The 17,843-nt window shown below is 67.4% G+C and carries 18 protein-coding genes and 1 tRNA gene; 13 read left to right on the top strand and 6 right to left on the bottom strand.

The features are described 5' to 3' along the window. Positions 1-205: 205 nt before the first annotated feature. Positions 206-1,039, bottom strand: coding sequence for a LysR family transcriptional regulator substrate-binding protein (locus G205_RS18825; protein WP_009359412.1), 834 nt, complete (start codon positions 1,037-1,039; stop codon positions 206-208). Between G205_RS18825 and G205_RS18820 the strand changes: the two genes are divergently transcribed. Then, positions 1,002-1,406 carry a DUF5997 family protein gene (locus G205_RS18820; protein ID WP_035753827.1) on the top strand — a complete coding sequence of 135 codons (405 nt, stop codon included), beginning with the start codon at positions 1,002-1,004 and terminating at the stop codon, positions 1,404-1,406. The two genes, G205_RS18825 and G205_RS18820, sit on opposite strands and share 38 nt — an antisense overlap. Before the next feature lie 83 nt (positions 1,407-1,489). On the opposite strand, the gene G205_RS18815 is transcribed toward G205_RS18820, so the two are convergent. Further along, positions 1,490-1,870 (bottom strand): VOC family protein, encoded by a 381-nt coding sequence (locus G205_RS18815; RefSeq protein ID WP_035753825.1) that lies wholly within the window; start codon positions 1,868-1,870, stop codon positions 1,490-1,492. Between the two features lie 133 nt (positions 1,871-2,003). Between G205_RS18815 and G205_RS18810 the strand changes: the two genes are divergently transcribed. The 3 genes from G205_RS18810 (at position 2,004) to G205_RS18800 (ending at position 4,755) form a co-directional block, all read left to right on the top strand. Continuing rightward, on the top strand, positions 2,004-2,606 hold the full coding sequence (locus G205_RS18810) for a hypothetical protein (protein WP_083875118.1): 603 nt from the start codon (positions 2,004-2,006) through the stop codon (positions 2,604-2,606). 66 nt (positions 2,607-2,672) lie between these two features. Next, complete coding sequence (locus tag G205_RS18805; RefSeq protein WP_009359408.1) at positions 2,673-3,293, top strand: DUF6919 domain-containing protein; 621 nt, start codon at positions 2,673-2,675, stop codon at positions 3,291-3,293. A 100-nt stretch (positions 3,294-3,393) separates the two neighbouring features. Then, complete coding sequence (locus G205_RS18800) at positions 3,394-4,755, top strand: phenylacetate--CoA ligase family protein (protein WP_009359407.1); 1,362 nt, start codon at positions 3,394-3,396, stop codon at positions 4,753-4,755. 81 nt (positions 4,756-4,836) lie between these two features. Here the strand turns inward: G205_RS18800 and G205_RS18795 are convergent, their stop codons facing one another. Continuing rightward, a complete protein-coding gene (locus tag G205_RS18795; protein WP_009359406.1) occupies positions 4,837-5,319 on the bottom strand; it encodes a pyridoxamine 5'-phosphate oxidase family protein in 483 nt (160 codons plus the stop codon). 69 nt (positions 5,320-5,388) lie between these two features. Then, positions 5,389-6,777, bottom strand: a complete 1,389-nt coding sequence (locus G205_RS18790) for a flavin monoamine oxidase family protein (RefSeq protein WP_009359405.1) — start codon at positions 6,775-6,777, stop codon at positions 5,389-5,391. A 109-nt stretch (positions 6,778-6,886) separates the two neighbouring features. Here G205_RS18790 and G205_RS18785 point away from each other — a divergent pair, with 109 nt between their 5' ends. Beyond that, on the top strand, positions 6,887-7,606 hold the full coding sequence (locus G205_RS18785; protein WP_035753823.1) for a TetR/AcrR family transcriptional regulator: 720 nt from the start codon (positions 6,887-6,889) through the stop codon (positions 7,604-7,606). Positions 7,607-7,617: 11 nt separating this feature from the next. On the opposite strand, the gene G205_RS18780 is transcribed toward G205_RS18785, so the two are convergent. Further along, on the bottom strand, positions 7,618-8,289 hold the full coding sequence (locus G205_RS18780; protein WP_152419629.1) for a hypothetical protein: 672 nt from the start codon (positions 8,287-8,289) through the stop codon (positions 7,618-7,620). Positions 8,290-8,573: 284 nt separating this feature from the next. Between G205_RS18780 and G205_RS18775 the strand changes: the two genes are divergently transcribed. Both G205_RS18775 and G205_RS18770 read left to right on the top strand, forming a co-directional pair. Next, the gene (locus tag G205_RS18775) at positions 8,574-9,701 is read left to right on the top strand and encodes an L-talarate/galactarate dehydratase (protein WP_009359402.1); all 1,128 of its coding nucleotides are present in this window, start codon (positions 8,574-8,576) and stop codon (positions 9,699-9,701) included. A gap of 10 nt (positions 9,702-9,711) precedes the next feature. Continuing rightward, complete coding sequence (locus tag G205_RS18770; protein WP_009359401.1) at positions 9,712-10,416, top strand: FadR/GntR family transcriptional regulator; 705 nt, start codon at positions 9,712-9,714, stop codon at positions 10,414-10,416. A 187-nt stretch (positions 10,417-10,603) separates the two neighbouring features. Here the strand turns inward: G205_RS18770 and G205_RS18765 are convergent. Then, positions 10,604-10,686, bottom strand: a tRNA-Leu gene (locus G205_RS18765). Positions 10,687-11,061: 375 nt separating this feature from the next. Between G205_RS18765 and G205_RS18760 the strand changes: the two genes are divergently transcribed. The 6 genes from G205_RS18760 to G205_RS18735 all read left to right on the top strand — a co-directional run. After that, positions 11,062-11,805, top strand: a complete 744-nt coding sequence (locus G205_RS18760) for an FhaA domain-containing protein (RefSeq protein ID WP_009359400.1) — start codon at positions 11,062-11,064, stop codon at positions 11,803-11,805. Continuing rightward, positions 11,802-12,284 (top strand): FHA domain-containing protein FhaB/FipA, encoded by a 483-nt coding sequence (locus G205_RS18755; protein ID WP_009359399.1) that lies wholly within the window; start codon positions 11,802-11,804, stop codon positions 12,282-12,284. Before G205_RS18760 ends, G205_RS18755 begins: the two co-directional genes overlap by 4 nt. Positions 12,285-12,286: 2 nt before the next feature. Beyond that, positions 12,287-13,942 carry a PP2C family protein-serine/threonine phosphatase gene (locus G205_RS18750; protein WP_009359398.1) on the top strand — a complete coding sequence of 552 codons (1,656 nt, stop codon included), beginning with the start codon at positions 12,287-12,289 and terminating at the stop codon, positions 13,940-13,942. Continuing rightward, positions 13,939-15,336 carry an FtsW/RodA/SpoVE family cell cycle protein gene (locus tag G205_RS18745; RefSeq protein WP_009359397.1) on the top strand — a complete coding sequence of 466 codons (1,398 nt, stop codon included), beginning with the start codon at positions 13,939-13,941 and terminating at the stop codon, positions 15,334-15,336. The genes G205_RS18750 and G205_RS18745 overlap by 4 nt, the downstream gene beginning before the upstream one ends. Then, entirely contained in the window at positions 15,333-16,793 is a 1,461-nt protein-coding gene (locus G205_RS18740) for a peptidoglycan D,D-transpeptidase FtsI family protein (RefSeq protein WP_009359396.1), read from the top strand. The genes G205_RS18745 and G205_RS18740 overlap by 4 nt, the downstream gene beginning before the upstream one ends. Beyond that, positions 16,790-17,843: protein kinase domain-containing protein (locus G205_RS18735; protein ID WP_009359395.1), on the top strand; the 1,054-nt coding region annotated here is incomplete at its 3' end. The genes G205_RS18740 and G205_RS18735, both read left to right, overlap by 4 nt.

Genomic DNA, 17,843 nt, shown 5'->3' with positions numbered 1-17,843 from the left:
AGGACAAACAGCCGAGGGCCGCTCTTCCGTCCGGAAGGGCGGCCTTCGGTTTTCCCCGCCTAAGCCAAGGAGCAACGCCATGAAGAAACTGCTTTTCGCCCTGCTGCCCACCGTCATCAGCCGCATCATGCGTGCGCGGAAGGCGCGGCAGGCGCGCACCGGCCACGTTCCCCCGCGGAACCGGTACTAGGTCTCCACCAGGGCCCTAGCGCTTGCCCTTCTTGCGGGATCCCTTGCCGCGGCCCTTGTCCGGGTTGGGGGCATAGCGCTGGGCGACCTTGGGTGCCGGCTTCCGCACTCCCCCGCCCCGGCGGTCCGGCTTGGGATCCTTCTTCACCTTGGCCGGCTGGGCGGACGGCTGCCGGGAGCTTTGGGCGGTGCGTCCCCGGACGATCCCGATGAACTCCTCCAGGACCTCGTCCGTGGCGTCCGCCAGCCAGACCAGGGCGATCTCGGTTCCCGGGGCGCCGTTGAGCCGGCGGGCCACCGTGTCCTTGACGTTGAAGTGGCGGGCGACGGACATGGGCAGGACAGCCAGGCCGGCCCCGGCGGCAACCACCTGGAGCGCGGCTTCCGGCCCACCGAGGGCAGCAACATCCAGGAAGGACTCCTGCTCCAGGTCGGCGAGCGCCACCTCTTCGAACACAGAGATTTCGTGGCCCTTCGGAGCCACCACCACCGGCTGCTCCTCGTAGAGCGGGATGACGCTCAGGCCGTCGCGCTCAACGGGGAGCCGGACAAAGGCCATGTCCGCCTGGCCTCCGCGGACAGGGCCAACGTGCGCGCCGCCGTCGTGCATGAACGCCTGCAACGGAATGTCCGGCATCCGCTCTTCCCAGCGGCGGATCCACTTGCCGGGGGTCACCCCCGGCACGTAGGCAATGCGGAGGGTCCGCGGCGCCGCCTGCTCCCCCGCGTCGGAGTCCTCGGATGCGTCGGGCGGGGTGGTGTTGTCAGTGGGCACGTCTTCACAGTACCGTCCGCCCGGATACCCTTGAAGCATGACCTCTGCAAACTCCCAGTCCATGAAGCCGGCCACCGTTGCCAAGAAACTTGGCATCTACCTGCCCGCAACACCGCAGGAGTTCCAGGAATCAACCATCACCCGGGAGGAGTTCGCCGAGCTCCAGGCCAACCCGCCGGAATGGCTCGCAGAGCTGCGCCGCAACGGCCCGCACCCCCGTCCCGTGGTGGCGCAGAAGCTGAACATCTCCATCAGCGGCCTGGCCCGCGGCGGCGTTGAGGACGCGCTGACGACGGCGGAAATCACCGCGCTGCTCCAGGCTCCCCCGCAGTGGCTGGTCACCGAGCGCGCCACGCACGCCGCAGTCCGCGCCGAAGCCCAGCGGGTGAAGGAAGAGGCCGCGAAGAAGGCTGCAAAGAAAGCCCGCGCGCAGGCCAACTAGGCTCTCCCGCATCAGAGGCTTGTCCGCCGGTCCCACCCGTAAAGGCGCGGACCCGCGGACAATCCTCTGTTCTTTAAGGAATGTCAGTCCTGGTGCAGCTGGACGAAGTTGCCGCAGCCGTCGTCGAACACGGCGCTGATGCCGGACGGGTCCTCGGCCGGTTCGCCCCGGAACACCACGCCCTCGTTGATCAGCCGGTCGTACTCGGCCTGGACATCCGGGACGCCGAAGACGATGGCCGGGAGGCCGGCGTCGTGCAGGGCATTCATGTAGTTGGCTGCGATCGGATTGTCGCTGGGTTCCAGCAGCAGGCCAACTGAATTCGCGTCCGCACCGGGGTCCTTGATGATGTACAGGTTGTACTCCTGCATGGCCATCAGGGTCTCGAAGCCCAGGGTTCCGGTATAGAAGCTGTGGGCGGCGGCGGGGTCCTTGACGTGGATGCTGCACATTTTGAGTCTCATGCTCCTCACCGTACGTTCCAGCCCCGCTTCAGGGAACCTTCCAGGCCATTGACCCTGCGTCCCGGACACTGTGCAATTAAATGACCAGCCCGGGATTCCGCGGCCCGGGCGCTGTTAGGGTCGGGTGTCAGCCATGGGGGAATCCTTGTTCGAGGGATTGGTCCAGGGGGTGTGGGCGCTGCTGCTGGCAGGGCCTGTCCTGGTAGCCAGCGTCGCCGCCACCGTCTTTGTGGTCCGGCGCCGTGCCCTTGCCGGTGGCAACGGGCAGCCGGAACGGTCGGACCAGCTCTTCTGGGACCTGTTCCTTGGGGCATGCGTCGCTGTTCCTGCCCTTTTGATTCCTGCGCTGGTCTCGCCCTGGACCGGCCTGTTCCTGGGCGCGGCCGGGGTGGCCGCGGGCGTTGCGGCGTACCGGGGAACCCCGCGGTACCTCAGCCGGCGCGCGGCGCGGCAGAACAGCCGCGAGCAGGAGTCCGCGCACCTGGCGGCTATTGCCCGGCACGACGAAGTTGTCGCCAGGTGGCGGCGCTATGAGCTGGACCCGGCGTGCAGCATCGACTATCCAGCCCTCACGGACGTGCGCCTGCCGGAGACCTCGGCGTTCATCAAGGCGATGCGGACGGCGGACCAACTGCGCCTCCATGCCCACCAGGGCTATCCCGACGCCGTCACGCGCCTTGCTGCCTCGCTGGCCGATGCCGAGCGGGCGGCCGGGATTCCCGCCGAGCAGGCATAGGCCGGACGTTAAGTGGTGTGTCGGCGGCGCTGGAAGGTTCCGGCGCACCGGCGATAGCATCCGGAGATGAAGCCAGAGGAATTGCCGGAGCGCGACCAGTTCGGCCGGCTGCTCGAGGACCGCGGGGTGTGGCGCCAGGCCACCACCCTGGAAGCCGCCGGTGAGCTCACCGCCCGCTGGCTGGAGGGCGGCAGCTCGTACCAGCCCGGTCACTTCGCCGCGGGCTACGACGCGGAGACGGGACCCATAGCTGCGGCCTTGGCCGAGCTGAACCGGAACGGGCTGTTCACCAAGGAGTCCCAGCCGGGCCTGCAGACCGGTACCGCCGCACAGCGGGAGTACGTGACAGGCTTCTGCAGCGCCGCCGTTGCCGGAGACCTGCTGTCACTGTCCACCCGGACTGACCTGGTCACGGTGGCCCACGCGCCGGGCGAGGCCAGCAGCGCGTCAATCCCGGTCACCCTGGCCGGAGCGGAAGTCACCACGGTGCTGGGCTCGAGCGAGAACCCGGTGGACGAGGCGCAGATCCGGGATTGGGCCGACGAGACCAATGACGCCCTGGCACTGCTGCTTGCCGACTCCTGGTACGTGGAGATCCTGGACCCCGTGTGGGGACGCAACGGTGTACTGCTTCCCGCCGTGCTCGGTGCCCTGACCGGGCGGGACGTTGGGCACTACCGGACCTGACCTGCGGGCCTGACACTTTGTGGCATGAGCAATCTCCCCACCCCCGGGCGCGTCCCGCTCCGGCCGTGCTCCCCGACAGGCACCCGGTAAGGCATCAGCCATGGACCTCCGCCTTTTCTCTCGGCTGGTGTTCCTGCGCGCCGCCCGGCGGAGAAGGGATCACTGGGACGCCGCCCGGATCACCGCACACCAGGACCACGCCCTCCAGGAGCTCCGCAGCGCAGCCTATGCCGGCTCGGCGTTTTACCGGCGCCACCATGCCGGCCTCCGCGATGCCCCACTGGACCAGTTGCCGCCGGTGACGAAGGCGGACCTGATGGACCACTTCGACGAGGCGGTCACCGCACCGGGCCTGAGGCTCGCTGACCTTGAAAACCATTTGCGCGCCCTGGCCCAGAGCGACGGAGACCCGGGGCTGCCCTGGCAGGGCAGGTGGTGGGCTGCAGCAACGGCCGGGACCACCGGCCGGCGCGGAACCTTCGTCTGGAACCGCGCCGAGTGGGCAACCGTCCTGGCCTCCTACGCCCGGGCGAACGACTGGGCCGGGATCCCGGTCGGGCTCACCAGGCCCCTGAAAATGGCCCTAATCAGCTCGCGCGTCCCCACCCACCAGTCCGCCGTCGTCGGCGCGTCCGTGCGCTCCAGACTTGTCCCTGCCCTCCGCCTGGACGTTACCGCGCCCATGGCCGAGACGGTTGCCGCGCTGAACCGGTTCCAACCCAGGGTCCTGGTGGGCTACGCCTCAGCCCTCAAACCCCTCGCGGCGGAGCAGCGCGCCGGACGCCTGCACATCTCCCCGGAGGGCGTCATGTCCGCATCCGAGGTCCTCAGCCCCCACGCTGCGGCGGAACTGGAGGCCGCATGGGGAAGCAAGCCCTTCGATGTCTACGCAGCCACCGAGACGGCAGGGATCGCATCTCCGTGCACCTACAGAAACCGCCACGTCTATGAAGACCTGCTGATAGTCGAACCCGTAGACCAGGCCGGAACACCCGTACCGGCCGGAACAACGGGGACAAAGCTGCTCGTCACGGTTCTGTTTTCCCGGACGCTTCCCCTCATCCGCTACGAAATGTCCGACACCATAAAGCTCGGCGGACGCGGCTGCCCCTGCGGACGCTCCTTCACACTGCTCCACGAGATCGAAGGCCGGATCGAGGACGTCCTGCACCTGCCCGGAAAAGCAGGCCGGGTGGCGATCCATCCGATCGTGTTCCACCACATCCTCGACGAAGCTGGCAGGAACGGGTGGCAGGTTGTCCAGGAGCCCTCAAAACTCCACGTGCTTCTCTGCGGCCTCGCCCCGGGAGCTTCCATGGAAGGAGTCCGCGACGCAGTAACGGGCGCGCTCAAGACAGCAGGCGCAACAGACAGCCAGGTGGACGTGGAGCTGGTAGACCAGCTAGAGAGGACGGCCCTGGGGAAAGCACCCTTCGTGCGGGGGCTGCCCGGCCGGCAATGACGCATCCACTGCGGGACTCACGGCACAAGGGGAAAACGAAAAAGGCGGGGCTGCTGCCCCGCCTTTTTCATTCACCGAAACCTACAGCTCCACGGTGCCGCTTTCGCCCACACTCATCCGGTCATGGGTGACCTTTGACTTGACCCACTGCAGCACGGTTGCGGCGGTGCCGCCCGGGCTGGTCCAGTACTCGGCGGAGTCCGAATCGACATGCAGCAGGCACACCTCGGGGGTGTCCGGTCCGTCCGGGAACCACGCTTCGACTGCCTGGTTCCACAGCTCGTGGATCTTGGCCCGGTCCGTCACAACCTCGGCGGTCCCGGCCACGGACACCCATTCGGTGCGCTGGCCGAAGGCGACGTTGACGCGCGCGTCGGCCCGGACGTGGGCGACCTGTGACGTGCCGAGCCCGGTGAAGAACCACATGTCGCCGTCGTCCTTTACCTCCTGGACGGCCAGCGGCCGGCTGACAAGGGCGCCCTTCTCGTTGATGGTGGTCAACATCCCGATCCTGGAATCGTTGATGATGTCCGTAACCTTGCTGATGCCCTGGGCGTCAGTCATGTCTCACCTCGCTTGTCTGCATAGGGGACGCTCCCCACCGGCAAGCCTATTAGTAAGCATGCTTATTTGCTACCCGACGGCGACAGCCACCTTTGCCACTTCGGCGAGCCGGGCGGCGGTCTGGCGGCCGATCCGGATGGCGCCGTCCACGTGCTGGTAGCCTTCGGCGGCGAGGTCGGAGGAGGCCCAGTAGATGGGGCCGACGGGGGTCAGCTGGTCCTTGCCGTAGCGGTGCAGGCCGCCCAGGTCGTAGCTGGCGGCGTAGGCGCCGCGGGTCCATTCCTCCGAGCCCCAGTCGGACTCGTAGTAGACCTCGGGCGTGAGTGCCTCGTCGCCGAGGAAACCTGCGATGGAGGCCAGGATCGCCTTCTTGCGGTCTTCGGCACCCAACTCGAAGACGGCGTCGGCCTTTTCATCGGAGACGAAGCCCACCAAGGTGCCGCGGATGTCGCCGTGGTTGGTGTTGTCGTAGACCTCCTGGACCAGGGCGTCGGCGCCGAAGCCCGTGCCGGAGAGGCCTTTGTCGCGCCAGAACGGGCGGTCGTAGACGGCATGGACCTTGATGACCAGGCCCAGGGACTGGTGCTGGTGCATCTGATGCTGCCGGCGGGGCAGCGGCGGGTTGAAGGAGACGCGGGAGTACAGGTTGGGCGGGACGGCCATGATCACGAACCGGGCTTTGACGGTGGCGCGGTCGGATTCGACGGTGACGCGGTGGCCGCCGTCGGCGTCCGGCTCCCAGTTGATGGTGCGCACCGGGGTGTTGAGGACGACGTCGTCGCCCAGTTCCTGCGCCTGCAGTAGGGAGACCTGTTGCATGCCGCCCACCACGCGACGGTCCAGGATGAAGTCCTCGTCCGTCAGGTGGGTGAACGAGCCGGCGGAGGCTGCCATCAGCACGGCCTGCAGTGCGGAAAAGGCGTGGGCCGGCTTGGTGAGCATGCCGCCGGCGATAAACAGGCCGATGTTCTTGCAGGCTTCCTCGTTGGCGGAGTTCTGCCGCAGCCAGTGGTGGAAGGAGATGGTGTCCAGTTCCCGTGCCTTGGGGTGGGCCCAGGGTTCGGTGGCGCCGATTTCCGCGGCGAGCCCGTCGAGCAGGGCGACCAGGCGGTCCATTTCGGCCTTGGTTTCGGGGTCCACCGGGAAGGTGTCGCCCGTGTAGCGGACGGGGATGCCGTCGGAGCCGATGTAGACGGATTCACCCTGGCGATAGCGGGGGTAGGTCTGCAGTCCGAGCTCGCCGAGGAGGTCCAGGAGTACGGTCTGGTCCGGGGAGACCCACTGGCCGCCGATTTCGAGCATGGCGCCGTCCACGGTATCGGTCCAGGTGCGGCCGCCGACGCGGTCGCGGGCCTCAAGCACGGCGACGGTGAGCCCGGCCTTCTTGAGCTCCCGGGCTGCGGTGAGTCCGGAGGGACCGGCTCCAACGACGACGACGTCGCGGTTCAGGTTCAGCATGATGTCCTCTCTGCCTCCCGCGAAGTGACCGGGAGCACTAAATGAATGTCGTTCATTTATTAGAACTATAGCTGGTAGTGGCCGGGACCGGAAGTGCCCGGGTGGAATAATGCTGGGGACCACCAAAGAAAGGGCAGGAATGCCGGCAGTATCAGCCGAAGAAGGACACACCGCGGGAACCGGGACGGGGCGCCGGCGGGCCGGCCGGCCGTCGGCAGCGGTGCTGGACAAGGCAGGCATTACGACGGCGGCCCTGGACCTGGTCAGCCGGAAGGGCTATGACGGGCTCACCATGGCGGCGCTGGCAAAGCAGCTGGAGGTGGCGCCGTCGGCCCTGTACAACCACGTGGCGTCCAAGCGCGACGTGCTGCTGCTCGTGGAGGACCACCTGACGTCGTTGGTGGATGTCTCGGCGTTCGGCTCGAAGTCCTGGGAGGATGCGGTGCGCACCTGGGCCTGGAGCTACCGGGACGTCTTTGCCGAGCACACTCCCCTGATTCCGGTCATTGCCGTGCTGCCCGTAACGGACGCCCCGCAGACCCTGGCGATGTACGAGACGGTGAGCAAGGGGTTCCTGGACGCCGGCTTCCCGGAGGAACGGATTGTGTCGGCGATCGTGGCGCTGGAGTCCTTTATCTTCGGATCCGCCTATGACGTGACCGCGCCCGGGGACATCTTCGAGCCGGGGTCCATGGCGGACGCGAACCCGCACTTCACCGCCGCCGTCCGCAGCTCCGCTGGCCCCGGGCGCCCCGCCGACACGGCGTTCGGCCTGGGGCTGGAGGCGCTCATCTCGGGACTGGGGGCGCTGCGGGGGCAGGCGGGCTGAACCGGCCCGCCCTAATCCCCTGCGACCTCGCCCCCGCCAGTGACTTCGCAGCTGATGTCCCCGAGGAGGCCCGCATCCGGCCCGGCGTCTTCGCCTAACAGGCCGCCGATCACCGCTCCCACGTCCGTCAGGGCATCGAGGCACGTGGGGTCCTCCGCTGGCAGCGTGGGGATGGAGCCTGCTGCCGGTCCGTTCACGGGGGTGGGCGCGGGGGATGGCGCAGCCGGTTGGCCGGTCGTAGTCGGCACCGCCGCCACCGGAGCAGGAGAAGCCGCGGCGGTTCCGCCGCCCGCATCCTGAGGCGTCCCCTCGACGTCGGGGGCCTGCCCGGCTGCAGCGGCCTCCCCCGCCTGCGCGGCGCCTGCCTCCGCCTTCGCCTCGGCTTCCGCCTTCGCCTCGGCTTCTGCCTTCGCCTGGGCTTCTGCTTCCGCGTCGGCGTCAGCCTTCGCGTCGGCTTCCGCTTTCGCCTTGGCGGCAGCCTCGTCCGCGGCCTTCCTGTCCGCCGCGGCCCTGGCCCTCGCAGCCGCCGCCAATTGGCTGGTACCCACCGCAGCGGCGTCGGCGCTGGCCGTGGTCCCGGCTTGCGCCGGATCTGCCGCCGCCGTCGGACCGGGTGCGGTGCACGCGGTTGTCACGAACAGAGCAAAGAGCGTACCGGTGGCCAGCAGATAATTCCTGCGCATGGAAAACAAAGCCTCTTCATGGGAGTGCGGAGCGGCAGGCCTCGAGAGGTTCCCGCCTGGAACGGTTTCCGGCCTGGTAACGGAGGGGCACCCCAGGGGCATAGCACCCAGAAGCAGCAATGATGCTTCGCCGGGCGTGCGCTCCGACCGGTGACCTAAACGTTACATTCCACTGTCGGACCCTGGCCAATCGCCATCCCTGGAAGTACTTGTAGTACAAGTGAGTTACTTGTATCCTATGAGGGAGGGCGATGGCGCCCAGCATCCCGCCACTAGGAGAATCCATGAGCACCGTCGACCTGATCCGGCACGTCAAACTGTCCACCGCCCGCCTCCCGCTCGCCGTGCCCATCAGCGACGCCAAAGTGTTCACCGGCCGCCAGAAGCCAATGACGGAAGTGGTCTTCCTCTTCGCCGAGATCACCACCGAACAAGGCCACACCGGCCTCGGCTTCAGCTACTCCAAGCGCGCAGGCGGTCCGGCCCAGTACGCCCACGCCAAGGAAGTTGCCGAGGGAATCATCGGCGAGGACCCCAACGACATCGGCAAGCTTTACACCAAGCTCCTCTGGGCGGGCGCTTCGGTGGGCCGGTCCGGCGTCGCCACCCAGGCCCTCGCCGCCATCGACATCGCCCTGTACGACCTCAAGGCCAAGCGCGCCGGACTCCCCCTGGCCAAGCTCCTCGGCTCCTACCGCGACTCCGTCCAGACCTACAACACCTCCGGCGGCTTCCTGAATGCCACCCTCGACGAGGTGAAGGCCCGCGCCACGCAGTCCCTCGACGAAGGCATCGGCGGCATCAAGATCAAGGTGGGCCTGCCGGACAGCAAGGAAGACCTCCGCCGCGTGGCGGGCATCCGCGAGCACATCGGCTGGGACGTCCCGTTGATGGTGGACGCCAACCAGCAGTGGGACCGGGCGACGGCACTGCGCTTGGGCCGCCAGCTTGAGGAATTCAACCTCATCTGGATCGAGGAACCCCTGGACGCCTACGATTTCGAAGGCCACGCCCACCTCGCCCAGGTGCTGGACACGCCCATCGCAACCGGCGAGATGCTCGCCTCCGTGGCCGAGCACAAGGGCCTCATCGCCGCCAACGGCTGCGACATCATCCAGCCGGACGCCCCGCGCGTCGGCGGCATCACCCAGTTCCTGCGCCTCGCCGCCCTCGCGGACGAACGCGGCCTGGGCCTTGCCCCGCACTTCGCCATGGAGATCCACCTGCACCTGGCTGCGGCCTATCCGCGCGAGCCATGGGTGGAGCACTTCGACTGGCTGGACCCCCTGTTCAATGAGCGGCTCGAAACCAAGGACGGCCGGATGATGGTGCCGGACCGCCCGGGACTCGGCGTCACCCTCAGCGACCAGGCCCGCGCCTGGACCACCGAATCAGTGGAGTTCGGCGCGTAATCTTGAAGCCATGAGCCGGAACCTCACCGCGGACCTTGCCGCCGACCTTCGCAACCGCATCGTTGACGGCATCATCCAGCCCGGTGAGAAGCTGCCCAGCGAAAACACGCTCATCAGCGATTTTGGCGTCAGCCGCACCGTGGTGCGTGCCGCCCTCACGCGGCTCCAGGCCGAGGGACTGGTGGAAACCGAGCGCGGCCGCGGCAGCTTCGCCCTCACTCCGCCCTCGGACGGGCCCGCGGCAGCGCCGGGGGCCCGTCCGGTGGCCACCACCGAGGACCGGCTGCACCTGCTGGCATTCAGGATGGGCGTGGAAACGGAGGCAGCCGCCCTGGCCGCACGCAACCACACCGAACGGCAGCTGCGTGCGGTCCAGGCGGCACTCGAGGAGTTCACCGCCAGCGCCGGGCACCCGGCCCACGCGATGAAATCCGATTTCGAGTTCCACCGGGCGGTGGCCGCCGCTTCCGGCAACCCGTACTACTCCGACTGCCTCGCCGCCCTGGGGCAGACCATGATCGCGATGCCGCGCACCCGCCTGATGACCGGCGTCGAGCACTACGCCCGGGACCACTTCGACCAGGTGGTGCAGGAGCACCGCTCCATCGCCGACGCCATTGCCGACGGTGACGAGGCCGCGGCGGCAGCCGCCATGCGCAGCCACCTGGCCAACTCACGACGCCGGTTTAAGGCCTCCGCGCGCACGTCCGGATAAGCCGGGCCCAGGCACCCTGGCGGCCTCCCGCCGTCGTACGCCTGCACCCTGAACCCTGCAGCCCGCGCCTAAGCTTGTTCGCGCATCGGAATCCTGAAGGCACTGATGCGCGAACAGGCCCGGGAATCAAGACCAGAAGACAACGCAAAAGAGCCCCGGTCCTAAGACCGGGGCTCTTTCATTTGCGTGCGCGAGGGGGGATTTGAACCCCCACGCCCTTTCGGACACTGGCACCTGAAGCCAGCGCGTCTGCCGTTCCGCCACTCGCGCGCAACTTCTTCCACCGAACCGCACCGGTTTCCCGGATTCGCAGTCTTGTAAAAGCAGCGAGATCAAGCATAACGGACAGATGCCGCAAAACACCAATTGGCCTCCGGGGGGCTGTGTGAAACCCCATACGGACACCCGCTCTTCCCAGTCCCCGCGCAGGTTGAACGGCCGTCGGGCAAGGAGACCGGGACCCCCGGGCATGAACTTTTCCGGGCGGCGGGCCGTTGTGGATTAAGGTCATTCACAGGCCTGCCCAGTAGTATCGGATGTAGCGGCGGCTGCGTCATGCAGGTGCACTGCCGGGTTGTGCATTGCACGTAAAGAGAAGTTCCGGAACTAGGACTGCCCCGCATCCGGGGGGAAAGGAGAAGAACCATGGGTCTGCTGGACAAAGTTGAGCGCGGCATTGAAAAGGCTGTCCGGGGCGTCTTCTCCACCGGATCCAAAGCCCAGGTTGAACCAGTGGAAATCGCCAGCCGGCTGCGCCGGGAAGTGGACCACAGGGCCCTGACCATCACGGCCGGTCGGACGCTGGCACCCAACGTCTTCGACGTGCAGCTCAGCGACGACGACTTCCGCAGGGCCCAGGAATGGGGCACCCCGCTGGCCGAGGAACTCTGCGACGTTGTCATCAACCACGTCCGCGGCCAGGGCTACACGCTGCAGGGCCCCGTCCGGATCTCCTTCCGCCGGGATACGGAACTGCGGGCAGGAGACTTCGAGATCGTCTCCTCCACGGAGAAATCGGGCGCCGCCCAGGCCGCTGCTCCCGCCCGGCCCAGCGTTCCGGCCGCGCCCAGCCGCCAGCCGGTCCGGCTCCAGCCCGTGCTGGACATCGACGGGCAGCGCTATTCGCTCAACGCCCCGTCCATCGTGCTCGGCCGCTCCTCCGAAGCCGATATCCACGTGGAGGACACGGGCGTCTCGCGCCGCCACCTTGAGATCCGCACCGCGAACGGTGTCTCCACTGCCGTGGACATGGGCTCCACCAACGGGAGCTACGTCAACGGGCAGAAAGTTTCCGGAAGCACCGAACTTACCGACGGCTCCACCATCACGATGGGACGGACAAAGATCATTTTCCGCCTGCTTCCAGCCAGCCCGGGTGGCCACGCATGAGCGACCTCACCATTACCGCGCTGCGGTTTGGGTTCCTCCTGCTCCTGTGGGTGCTCATCTTCAGCATCGTTTCCGCCATGCGCCGCGACCTCATGGTCGGGCGCAAAGCAGCGTCCGGGGTGCCCAGCGCACGTCAGGTCCGCAAGAACCCGGACCTCGCCGAGACCCCGCCGACCCCCGCCAAACAGCAGGCCCGGCAGCTGGTGGTGGTTGAGGGGCCGTTGAAGGGAACCTCGGTACCGCTGGCCGCCAGCCCCATCCTGCTGGGACGCGCCCAGGAGGCCACCCTGGTCCTAGAGGACGACTATGCCTCGGGCCGCCACGCCAGGCTGTTCCCCCAGGGCAGCCGCTGGTTCATCGAGGACCTGGGTTCCACCAACGGAACCTACCTCGCGGACCAGCAACTGACCCGAGCCCTCCCCGTTGAGCCAGGCGTACCTGTGAGAATCGGCAAGACGGTCATCGAATTGAGGCCATAGCCATGGCCGTCCCAGAGAACACCGCAGACGGGCAGAAGCCCGCGGAGCGGCACCTCATCATGCGCTTTGCCGCGCGCTCCGATGTGGGCCGGATCCGGTCGAAGAACGACGATTCGGCATACGCGGGACGCCACCTGGCCGTCGTGGCTGACGGCATGGGCGGCCATGCGGGAGGCGACGTTGCCTCCGCTGCCACCGTCCTGGACATGATCCACCTGGACCGCCCGGACTACGACGGGGATGCCGGCACCATCCTCGCGGACGAAATCCAGACCGCGAACTCCCTGCTCTCCGAACTGGTGCACATCAACCCGAAGCTGGCCGGGATGGGCACCACGGTTACGGCACTGCTGCTCGCCGAGGGCAAGCTGCATTTCGCCCACATCGGCGACTCCCGCGCCTACCGCCTCCGCGACGGCGAGTTCAAGCAGGTCAGCGTGGACCACACGTTCGTCCAGCGGCTCATCGACGAGGGCCGGCTCAGGCCAGAGGAAGCGGAAAGCCACCCGCATAAGAACGTGCTCATGCGGGTCCTCGGCGACGTGGACGCGAGCCCAGAACTGGACCTTGACACCCTCGACGTCAAACCGGGCGACCGCTGGCTGCTCTGCTCCGACGGGCTCAATTACGTCGCGGGGCATGCCGTGGAGCGCACGGTCAAGGAAACCAAGGACCTCCGCGAGTGCGTGGAAACCCTTGTGGAACTGACCCTCGAGGCCGGCTCCCCGGACAATGTCACCGTGGTGATGGTGGAGATCGTTGAAGAAACGCCCGACGACGTCAGTACCGCCGCCGTCGACGTCATCACCCCCGTTGTGGGCACCAAGCCTGCTCCCGCGGCCGAGGCGCCGCGCACGCCTGAGGCCGAAGCGAAGGCTCCGGACACCGGCACGGACGATGCCGCCGAAGCCGGGGGCGGCGGGAAGCCCACCGAACGCGCCGGGTCCAGCGTCGTGGAGCCCGGCTCCACCGATCCGCACCTCGGCGAGCACCTCACCGCCGAGGTCCTCCGGGAAGAACTTTCCAGCAGGCCGCATGAGCTCGTCGGGGCCGCAGCGGCTGCTGCCGAATCCGGGTCCATCCCCACTATCGGCGGACGGACTGTCGCCCGGCGGGCCGCAACCGTCCTCACCCACAAAGCCGAACCGCTCACCGGCGATGACGACGAAACCCTTGTGCCGCTGAAACCCCGCCGCTGGGTCACCTGGTCCATCGCGGCCGCCCTCCTGGTGGTCCTGACCGTGGGCTTGTGGCTGGGCTATGCCTGGACCCAGACCCGCTACTACATCGGCGAGTACGATTCCCGGGTCGCAATCTTCAACGGGGTTTCCCAGCGGCTCGGGCCCATCCAGCTGTCCAGCCTGGAAGCGGTCACCGAGATCCGGATGGACTCCCTGCCGCCGTTCTCCCAGCAGCGGGTCCGGCAGACAGTTCCTGCCAACGACCTTTACGACGCGCAGCGGATCGTGAAGAACCTCGAGCTGACGGGCACCACGTCCCCCGAGGACGAATGCCCGTCCCCGTCGGCCGGTGCGGCACCGTCAGCGCCGGCCCCGGCCCCCACGGATCCGGCGGCGCCCGCCCCCACTGATCCTGCTGCGCCCGCTGCGGCCAGCCCGTCCCCCTCACCCACTGTTACCTGCGAGGTGGGCCAATGAGCCAGCTCAGCACCCTTCCCAAACCGCGCCGCAACGTCGAGCTCGCACTGCTTCTGCTGGCTCTGGCCGTCGGCATCGGCGCCAACATGCTGGTGGGCGTCGACCAGGAAAAGGCCTTCGACTCCGATTTCTGGTTCCAGTCCAGCCTGCTGGCAGTGGCGGCACTGGTCTTCCACGGCGTCCTCCGCTTCCGCGCCAAATATGCCGATCCGGTAATACTTCCAATTGTGGTGGCCCTGAACGGGATCGGCCTGGCCATGATCCACCGCCTGGACGCACCCGGCGAGGACACCGGAAACAACCAGCTGCGCTGGACCCTGATCGCCATGGCCGTGGCCATCGCCGTGATCTGGTTCCTCAAGGACCACCGGATCCTGCGCCGCTTCACCTTCATCTCCCTGGCCGCGAGTGCGCTCCTGCTGATCCTGCCCCTCGTGCCTGGCATCAGCGCCGGTGAGATCCTCGGCGCCCGCGTATGGATCCGGCTCGGGCCCATGACGTTCCAGCCCGGCGAGGTCGCCAAGATCACCCTGGCCATATTCTTCGCCGGGTATCTGTCCTCCAACCGCGACCTCATCCTGCTGGCCGGCCGGAAGGTGGGCCCGCTGCAGTTCCCGCGGTTCAAGGACATGGGCCCTATGATCACTGCCTGGCTGGTCAGCATCGGCGTGCTCATCTTCCAGCGCGACCTCGGCTCCTCCATTCTTTTCTTCGGCCTGTTCATCGTCATGATCTACGTGGCCACCAGCCGGATCAGCTGGGTGGTGATCGGCCTGGCCCTCATCGCCGGGGGCGGGTTCGTTGCGGCCCAGGTGTTTTCCCACGTGGAACTCCGGATCTACGGCTGGCTGAACGCGTTCACCGAGGAGGTCTACGGACGCTCCCCGGGAGGCAGCCTGCAGATCGTCCAGGGCCTCTTCGGCATGGCCAACGGCGGCCTGGTGGGCACCGGACTCGGGCAGGGGCGGCCGGACCTGGTTCCGTTCGCCAACAGTGACATGATCATCGCGTCCCTGGGTGAAGAGCTGGGGCTCATTGGCCTGTTCGCCGTCGTCCTGATGTACCTCCTGCTGTTCACCCGCGGGTTCCGCGCGGCGCTGGGCACCCGGGACGCGTTCGGAAAGCTCCTCGCGTGCGGCCTGTCCTTCGCTGTGGCGCTGCAGTGCTTCGTGGTGATCGGCGGCGTGACGCGCCTGATCCCCCTGACCGGCCTGACCACGCCGTTCCTGGCGGCGGGCGGCTCCTCGCTGCTGGCCAACTGGATCATTGTTGGCCTGCTCCTGATGATTTCGCACACCGCCCGCGGCCCCGTGGACACCACGCCACTGCCGCCGGCCAAGGGATCGGAAGCAACCGGCATTGACACTCCAACCGAGGCGGTGAAGCACCTGTGAACCAGGCAATCCGGCATTCATGGGTGGCGGCCGTCGCCATGTTCGCCCTGATCTTCGGCGCCATCAGCTACGTCCAGGTGATCGGCGCTGACGAACTCAAGGCAAACCCGTGGAACCAGCGGGCTGTCCTGCAGAGTTTCTGCAACGACCGGGGCGCCATCGTCGTCGGCGGCTCCCCGGTGGCTGAATCGGTGGAAAGCGGCTCGGAGACCTGTGCTTTCCAGCGCACTTACCCGCAGCCGGAGCTGTACGCGGGCATCACCGGGTACTTCTCGCAGAACTTCGGTGCCACCGGCCTGGAGCAGTCCATGGGCGGTGAACTGGCGGGCAACTCGGACCAGCTCTTCCTGGACCGGGTGGGGCAGCTGTTCCTCGGCAACCAGCCCAAGGGTGCTTCGGTGGAGCTCACCATCGATCCTGAGATCCAGCAGCTCGCCTACAGCCTGATCCCGGATGGACAGCGGGGATCCATTGTGGTCACCAACCCCAAGACCGGCGCCATCCTGGCCATGGTGTCCAAGCCGTCCTACGACCCCAACCTCGTGGCCACCCAGGATCTCGCGGCTGCAGCCGCCAGCATGAATGAACTGGTCAAGGTGCCCGGGATCAACCTGAATCCGAACGTCAGCGGTCCCACGGGCGAGCTGCTGGCTCCGGGCTCCGTGTTCAAGCTGGTGGATACTGCCGCGGCCCTGGCGTCCGGAAAGTACAACAAGGACAGCGAGCTTCCCAACCCGGCCGAGCTGCCGTTCGAAGGCATCCAGTACCGCCTGCCCAACTATGCGGGCGGCAACTGCTACACCCGGGACACGGCCAGCTTCGCTTTCGCCCTGCAGCAGTCCTGCAACACTCCCTTCGCCAGCATTGCCCTGGATCTTGGCCGCGACGCCATCGCCGACCAGGCCGAGAAGTTCGGCTTCGGCCAGGACATGGGTGACCAGCTGAAGCTCGACTACGCCAGCGGCAACACCTTCCCGGATGACCTGGACGGCCCCGGCCTGGCGCAGTCCGTCATCGGCCAGAAGGACGTCCGCGCCACGCCGCTGCAGGTGGCCATGATGACTGCGGCCATCGCGAATGACGGCGTGCAGATGCAGCCCAACCTCATCAAGACCCTGCGCTCCCCGGACCTCCGCGTCATCGATGAGCCACAGCCCAAGCAGCTGCGCACTTCCACCACCCCTGCCATCGCCAACCAGATCACCGAGTGGATGGTCAGCGCGGTCAGCGAAGGCATCGCAAACCGTGCGGGCGTTCCGGGCGTCCAGGTGGCGGGCAAGACCGGAACGGCGGAGCTCGGCAACGGAACCAACAACTCATGGTTTACGGGATTTGCCCCCGCAAACAATCCGCAGGTGGGTGTCACCATCGTCATGGAGGGCGTAGACATCAACACCGGCGCACAGCTGACCAGTCCGAACGCGAAGAGAATTTTTGAGGCGGTGTTGAATAAGTGAGGCCTACAACCGGAATCACCCTCGGCGGCAGATTCCAGCTGACCACGCGGATCGCGATCGGCGGCATGGGGGAAGTCTGGAAGGCGAAAGACCTCGTCCTGGGCCGCATCGTCGCGATCAAGGTACTCAAGGAGGAATACACCGGTGACCCCGGCTTCCTCCAGCGGTTCCGCGCGGAGGCCCGCCACACCGCCCTCCTGAACCACGTGGGCATCGCCAACGTCTTCGACTACGGCGAGGAGGAGGGCTCGGCCTACCTCGTCATGGAGCTCGTTCCCGGGCAGCCGCTGAGCACCATCATCGAGCGCGAGCAGGTGCTGTCCCCGGACCGCACGCTGTCCATCATTGCCCAGACCGCCCGCGCCCTGGCCGTTGCCCACGCACAGGGCCTGGTGCACCGTGACGTGAAGCCCGGAAACCTCCTGATCACCCCTGACGGCCGGGTCAAGGTCACCGATTTCGGCATTGCCCGCCTCGCGGACCAGGTTCCGCTGACCCAGACCGGCCAGGTCATGGGCACCGCCCAGTACCTGGCGCCGGAGCAGGCCACCGGCCAGACCGCCACCGGGCAATCAGACATCTATTCACTGGGCGTCATCGGCTACGAGTGCCTCAGCGGGCACCGGCCCTTTTCGGGGGAATCCCAGATCGCGATTGCCCTGGCGCAGGTCAATGACGCGCCGCCACCCCTGCCGGAGAGCCTGCCTGCACCGGTCCGCGCCCTGCTGATGTCGATGCTGGCCAAGGATCCGAAGGACCGCCCGGCGAACGCGATCAAGCTGGCCGAGGCAGCAGAGGCCATCCGCAACGGTGACATCAACGCAGCACGCGCCGCCGTGCCCGGCATGCTCCTTTTCGATGCCACCACGGGACCCATCACCGCGCCCGTTGACACTGCCACCGCACCCACAGGCGTCATCGGTGCCTCGCGGGATTCGTCCCCGACGCCCACTTCGGCCCTGCCCGTTCTCGGAGCGGCCGCTGCCGGTGCCGCCGCCGGGGCTGCCGGGGCATCCGCCGCAGATGCGGACGGCCCGCAGGGCCCGCTGG

This window comes from Arthrobacter nitrophenolicus, from assembly GCF_000332815.1.
In the GTDB taxonomy this organism is placed as follows: Bacteria; Actinomycetota; Actinomycetes; order Actinomycetales; family Micrococcaceae; genus Arthrobacter; species Arthrobacter nitrophenolicus.
The sequence above is the reverse complement of the archived record's forward strand: the minus strand, read 5'-3'. Positions and strand labels throughout refer to the sequence as shown.

Bases quoted from the DNA above. Each gene is read 5' to 3' on its own strand.
- G205_RS18780 (WP_152419629.1), bottom strand. From the start codon at position 8,289: ATGCGCAGGAATTATCTGCTGGCCACCGGTACGCTCTTTGCTCTGTTC.
- G205_RS18805 (WP_009359408.1), top strand. From the start codon at position 2,673: ATGAAGCCAGAGGAATTGCCGGAGCGCGACCAGTTCGGCCGGCTGCTC.
- G205_RS18815 (WP_035753825.1), bottom strand. From the start codon at position 1,870: ATGAGACTCAAAATGTGCAGCATCCACGTCAAGGACCCCGCCGCCGCC.
- G205_RS18810 (WP_083875118.1), top strand. From the start codon at position 2,004: ATGGGGGAATCCTTGTTCGAGGGATTGGTCCAGGGGGTGTGGGCGCTG.
- G205_RS18785 (WP_035753823.1), top strand. From the start codon at position 6,887: ATGCTGGGGACCACCAAAGAAAGGGCAGGAATGCCGGCAGTATCAGCC.
- G205_RS18755 (WP_009359399.1), top strand. From the start codon at position 11,802: ATGAGCGACCTCACCATTACCGCGCTGCGGTTTGGGTTCCTCCTGCTC.
- G205_RS18770 (WP_009359401.1), top strand. From the start codon at position 9,712: ATGAGCCGGAACCTCACCGCGGACCTTGCCGCCGACCTTCGCAACCGC.
- G205_RS18820 (WP_035753827.1), top strand. From the start codon at position 1,002: ATGACCTCTGCAAACTCCCAGTCCATGAAGCCGGCCACCGTTGCCAAG.
- G205_RS18750 (WP_009359398.1), top strand. From the start codon at position 12,287: ATGGCCGTCCCAGAGAACACCGCAGACGGGCAGAAGCCCGCGGAGCGG.
- G205_RS18800 (WP_009359407.1), top strand. From the start codon at position 3,394: ATGGACCTCCGCCTTTTCTCTCGGCTGGTGTTCCTGCGCGCCGCCCGG.
- G205_RS18795 (WP_009359406.1), bottom strand. From the start codon at position 5,319: ATGACTGACGCCCAGGGCATCAGCAAGGTTACGGACATCATCAACGAT.
- G205_RS18745 (WP_009359397.1), top strand. From the start codon at position 13,939: ATGAGCCAGCTCAGCACCCTTCCCAAACCGCGCCGCAACGTCGAGCTC.
- G205_RS18790 (WP_009359405.1), bottom strand. From the start codon at position 6,777: ATGCTGAACCTGAACCGCGACGTCGTCGTCGTTGGAGCCGGTCCCTCC.
- G205_RS18775 (WP_009359402.1), top strand. From the start codon at position 8,574: ATGAGCACCGTCGACCTGATCCGGCACGTCAAACTGTCCACCGCCCGC.
- G205_RS18760 (WP_009359400.1), top strand. From the start codon at position 11,062: ATGGGTCTGCTGGACAAAGTTGAGCGCGGCATTGAAAAGGCTGTCCGG.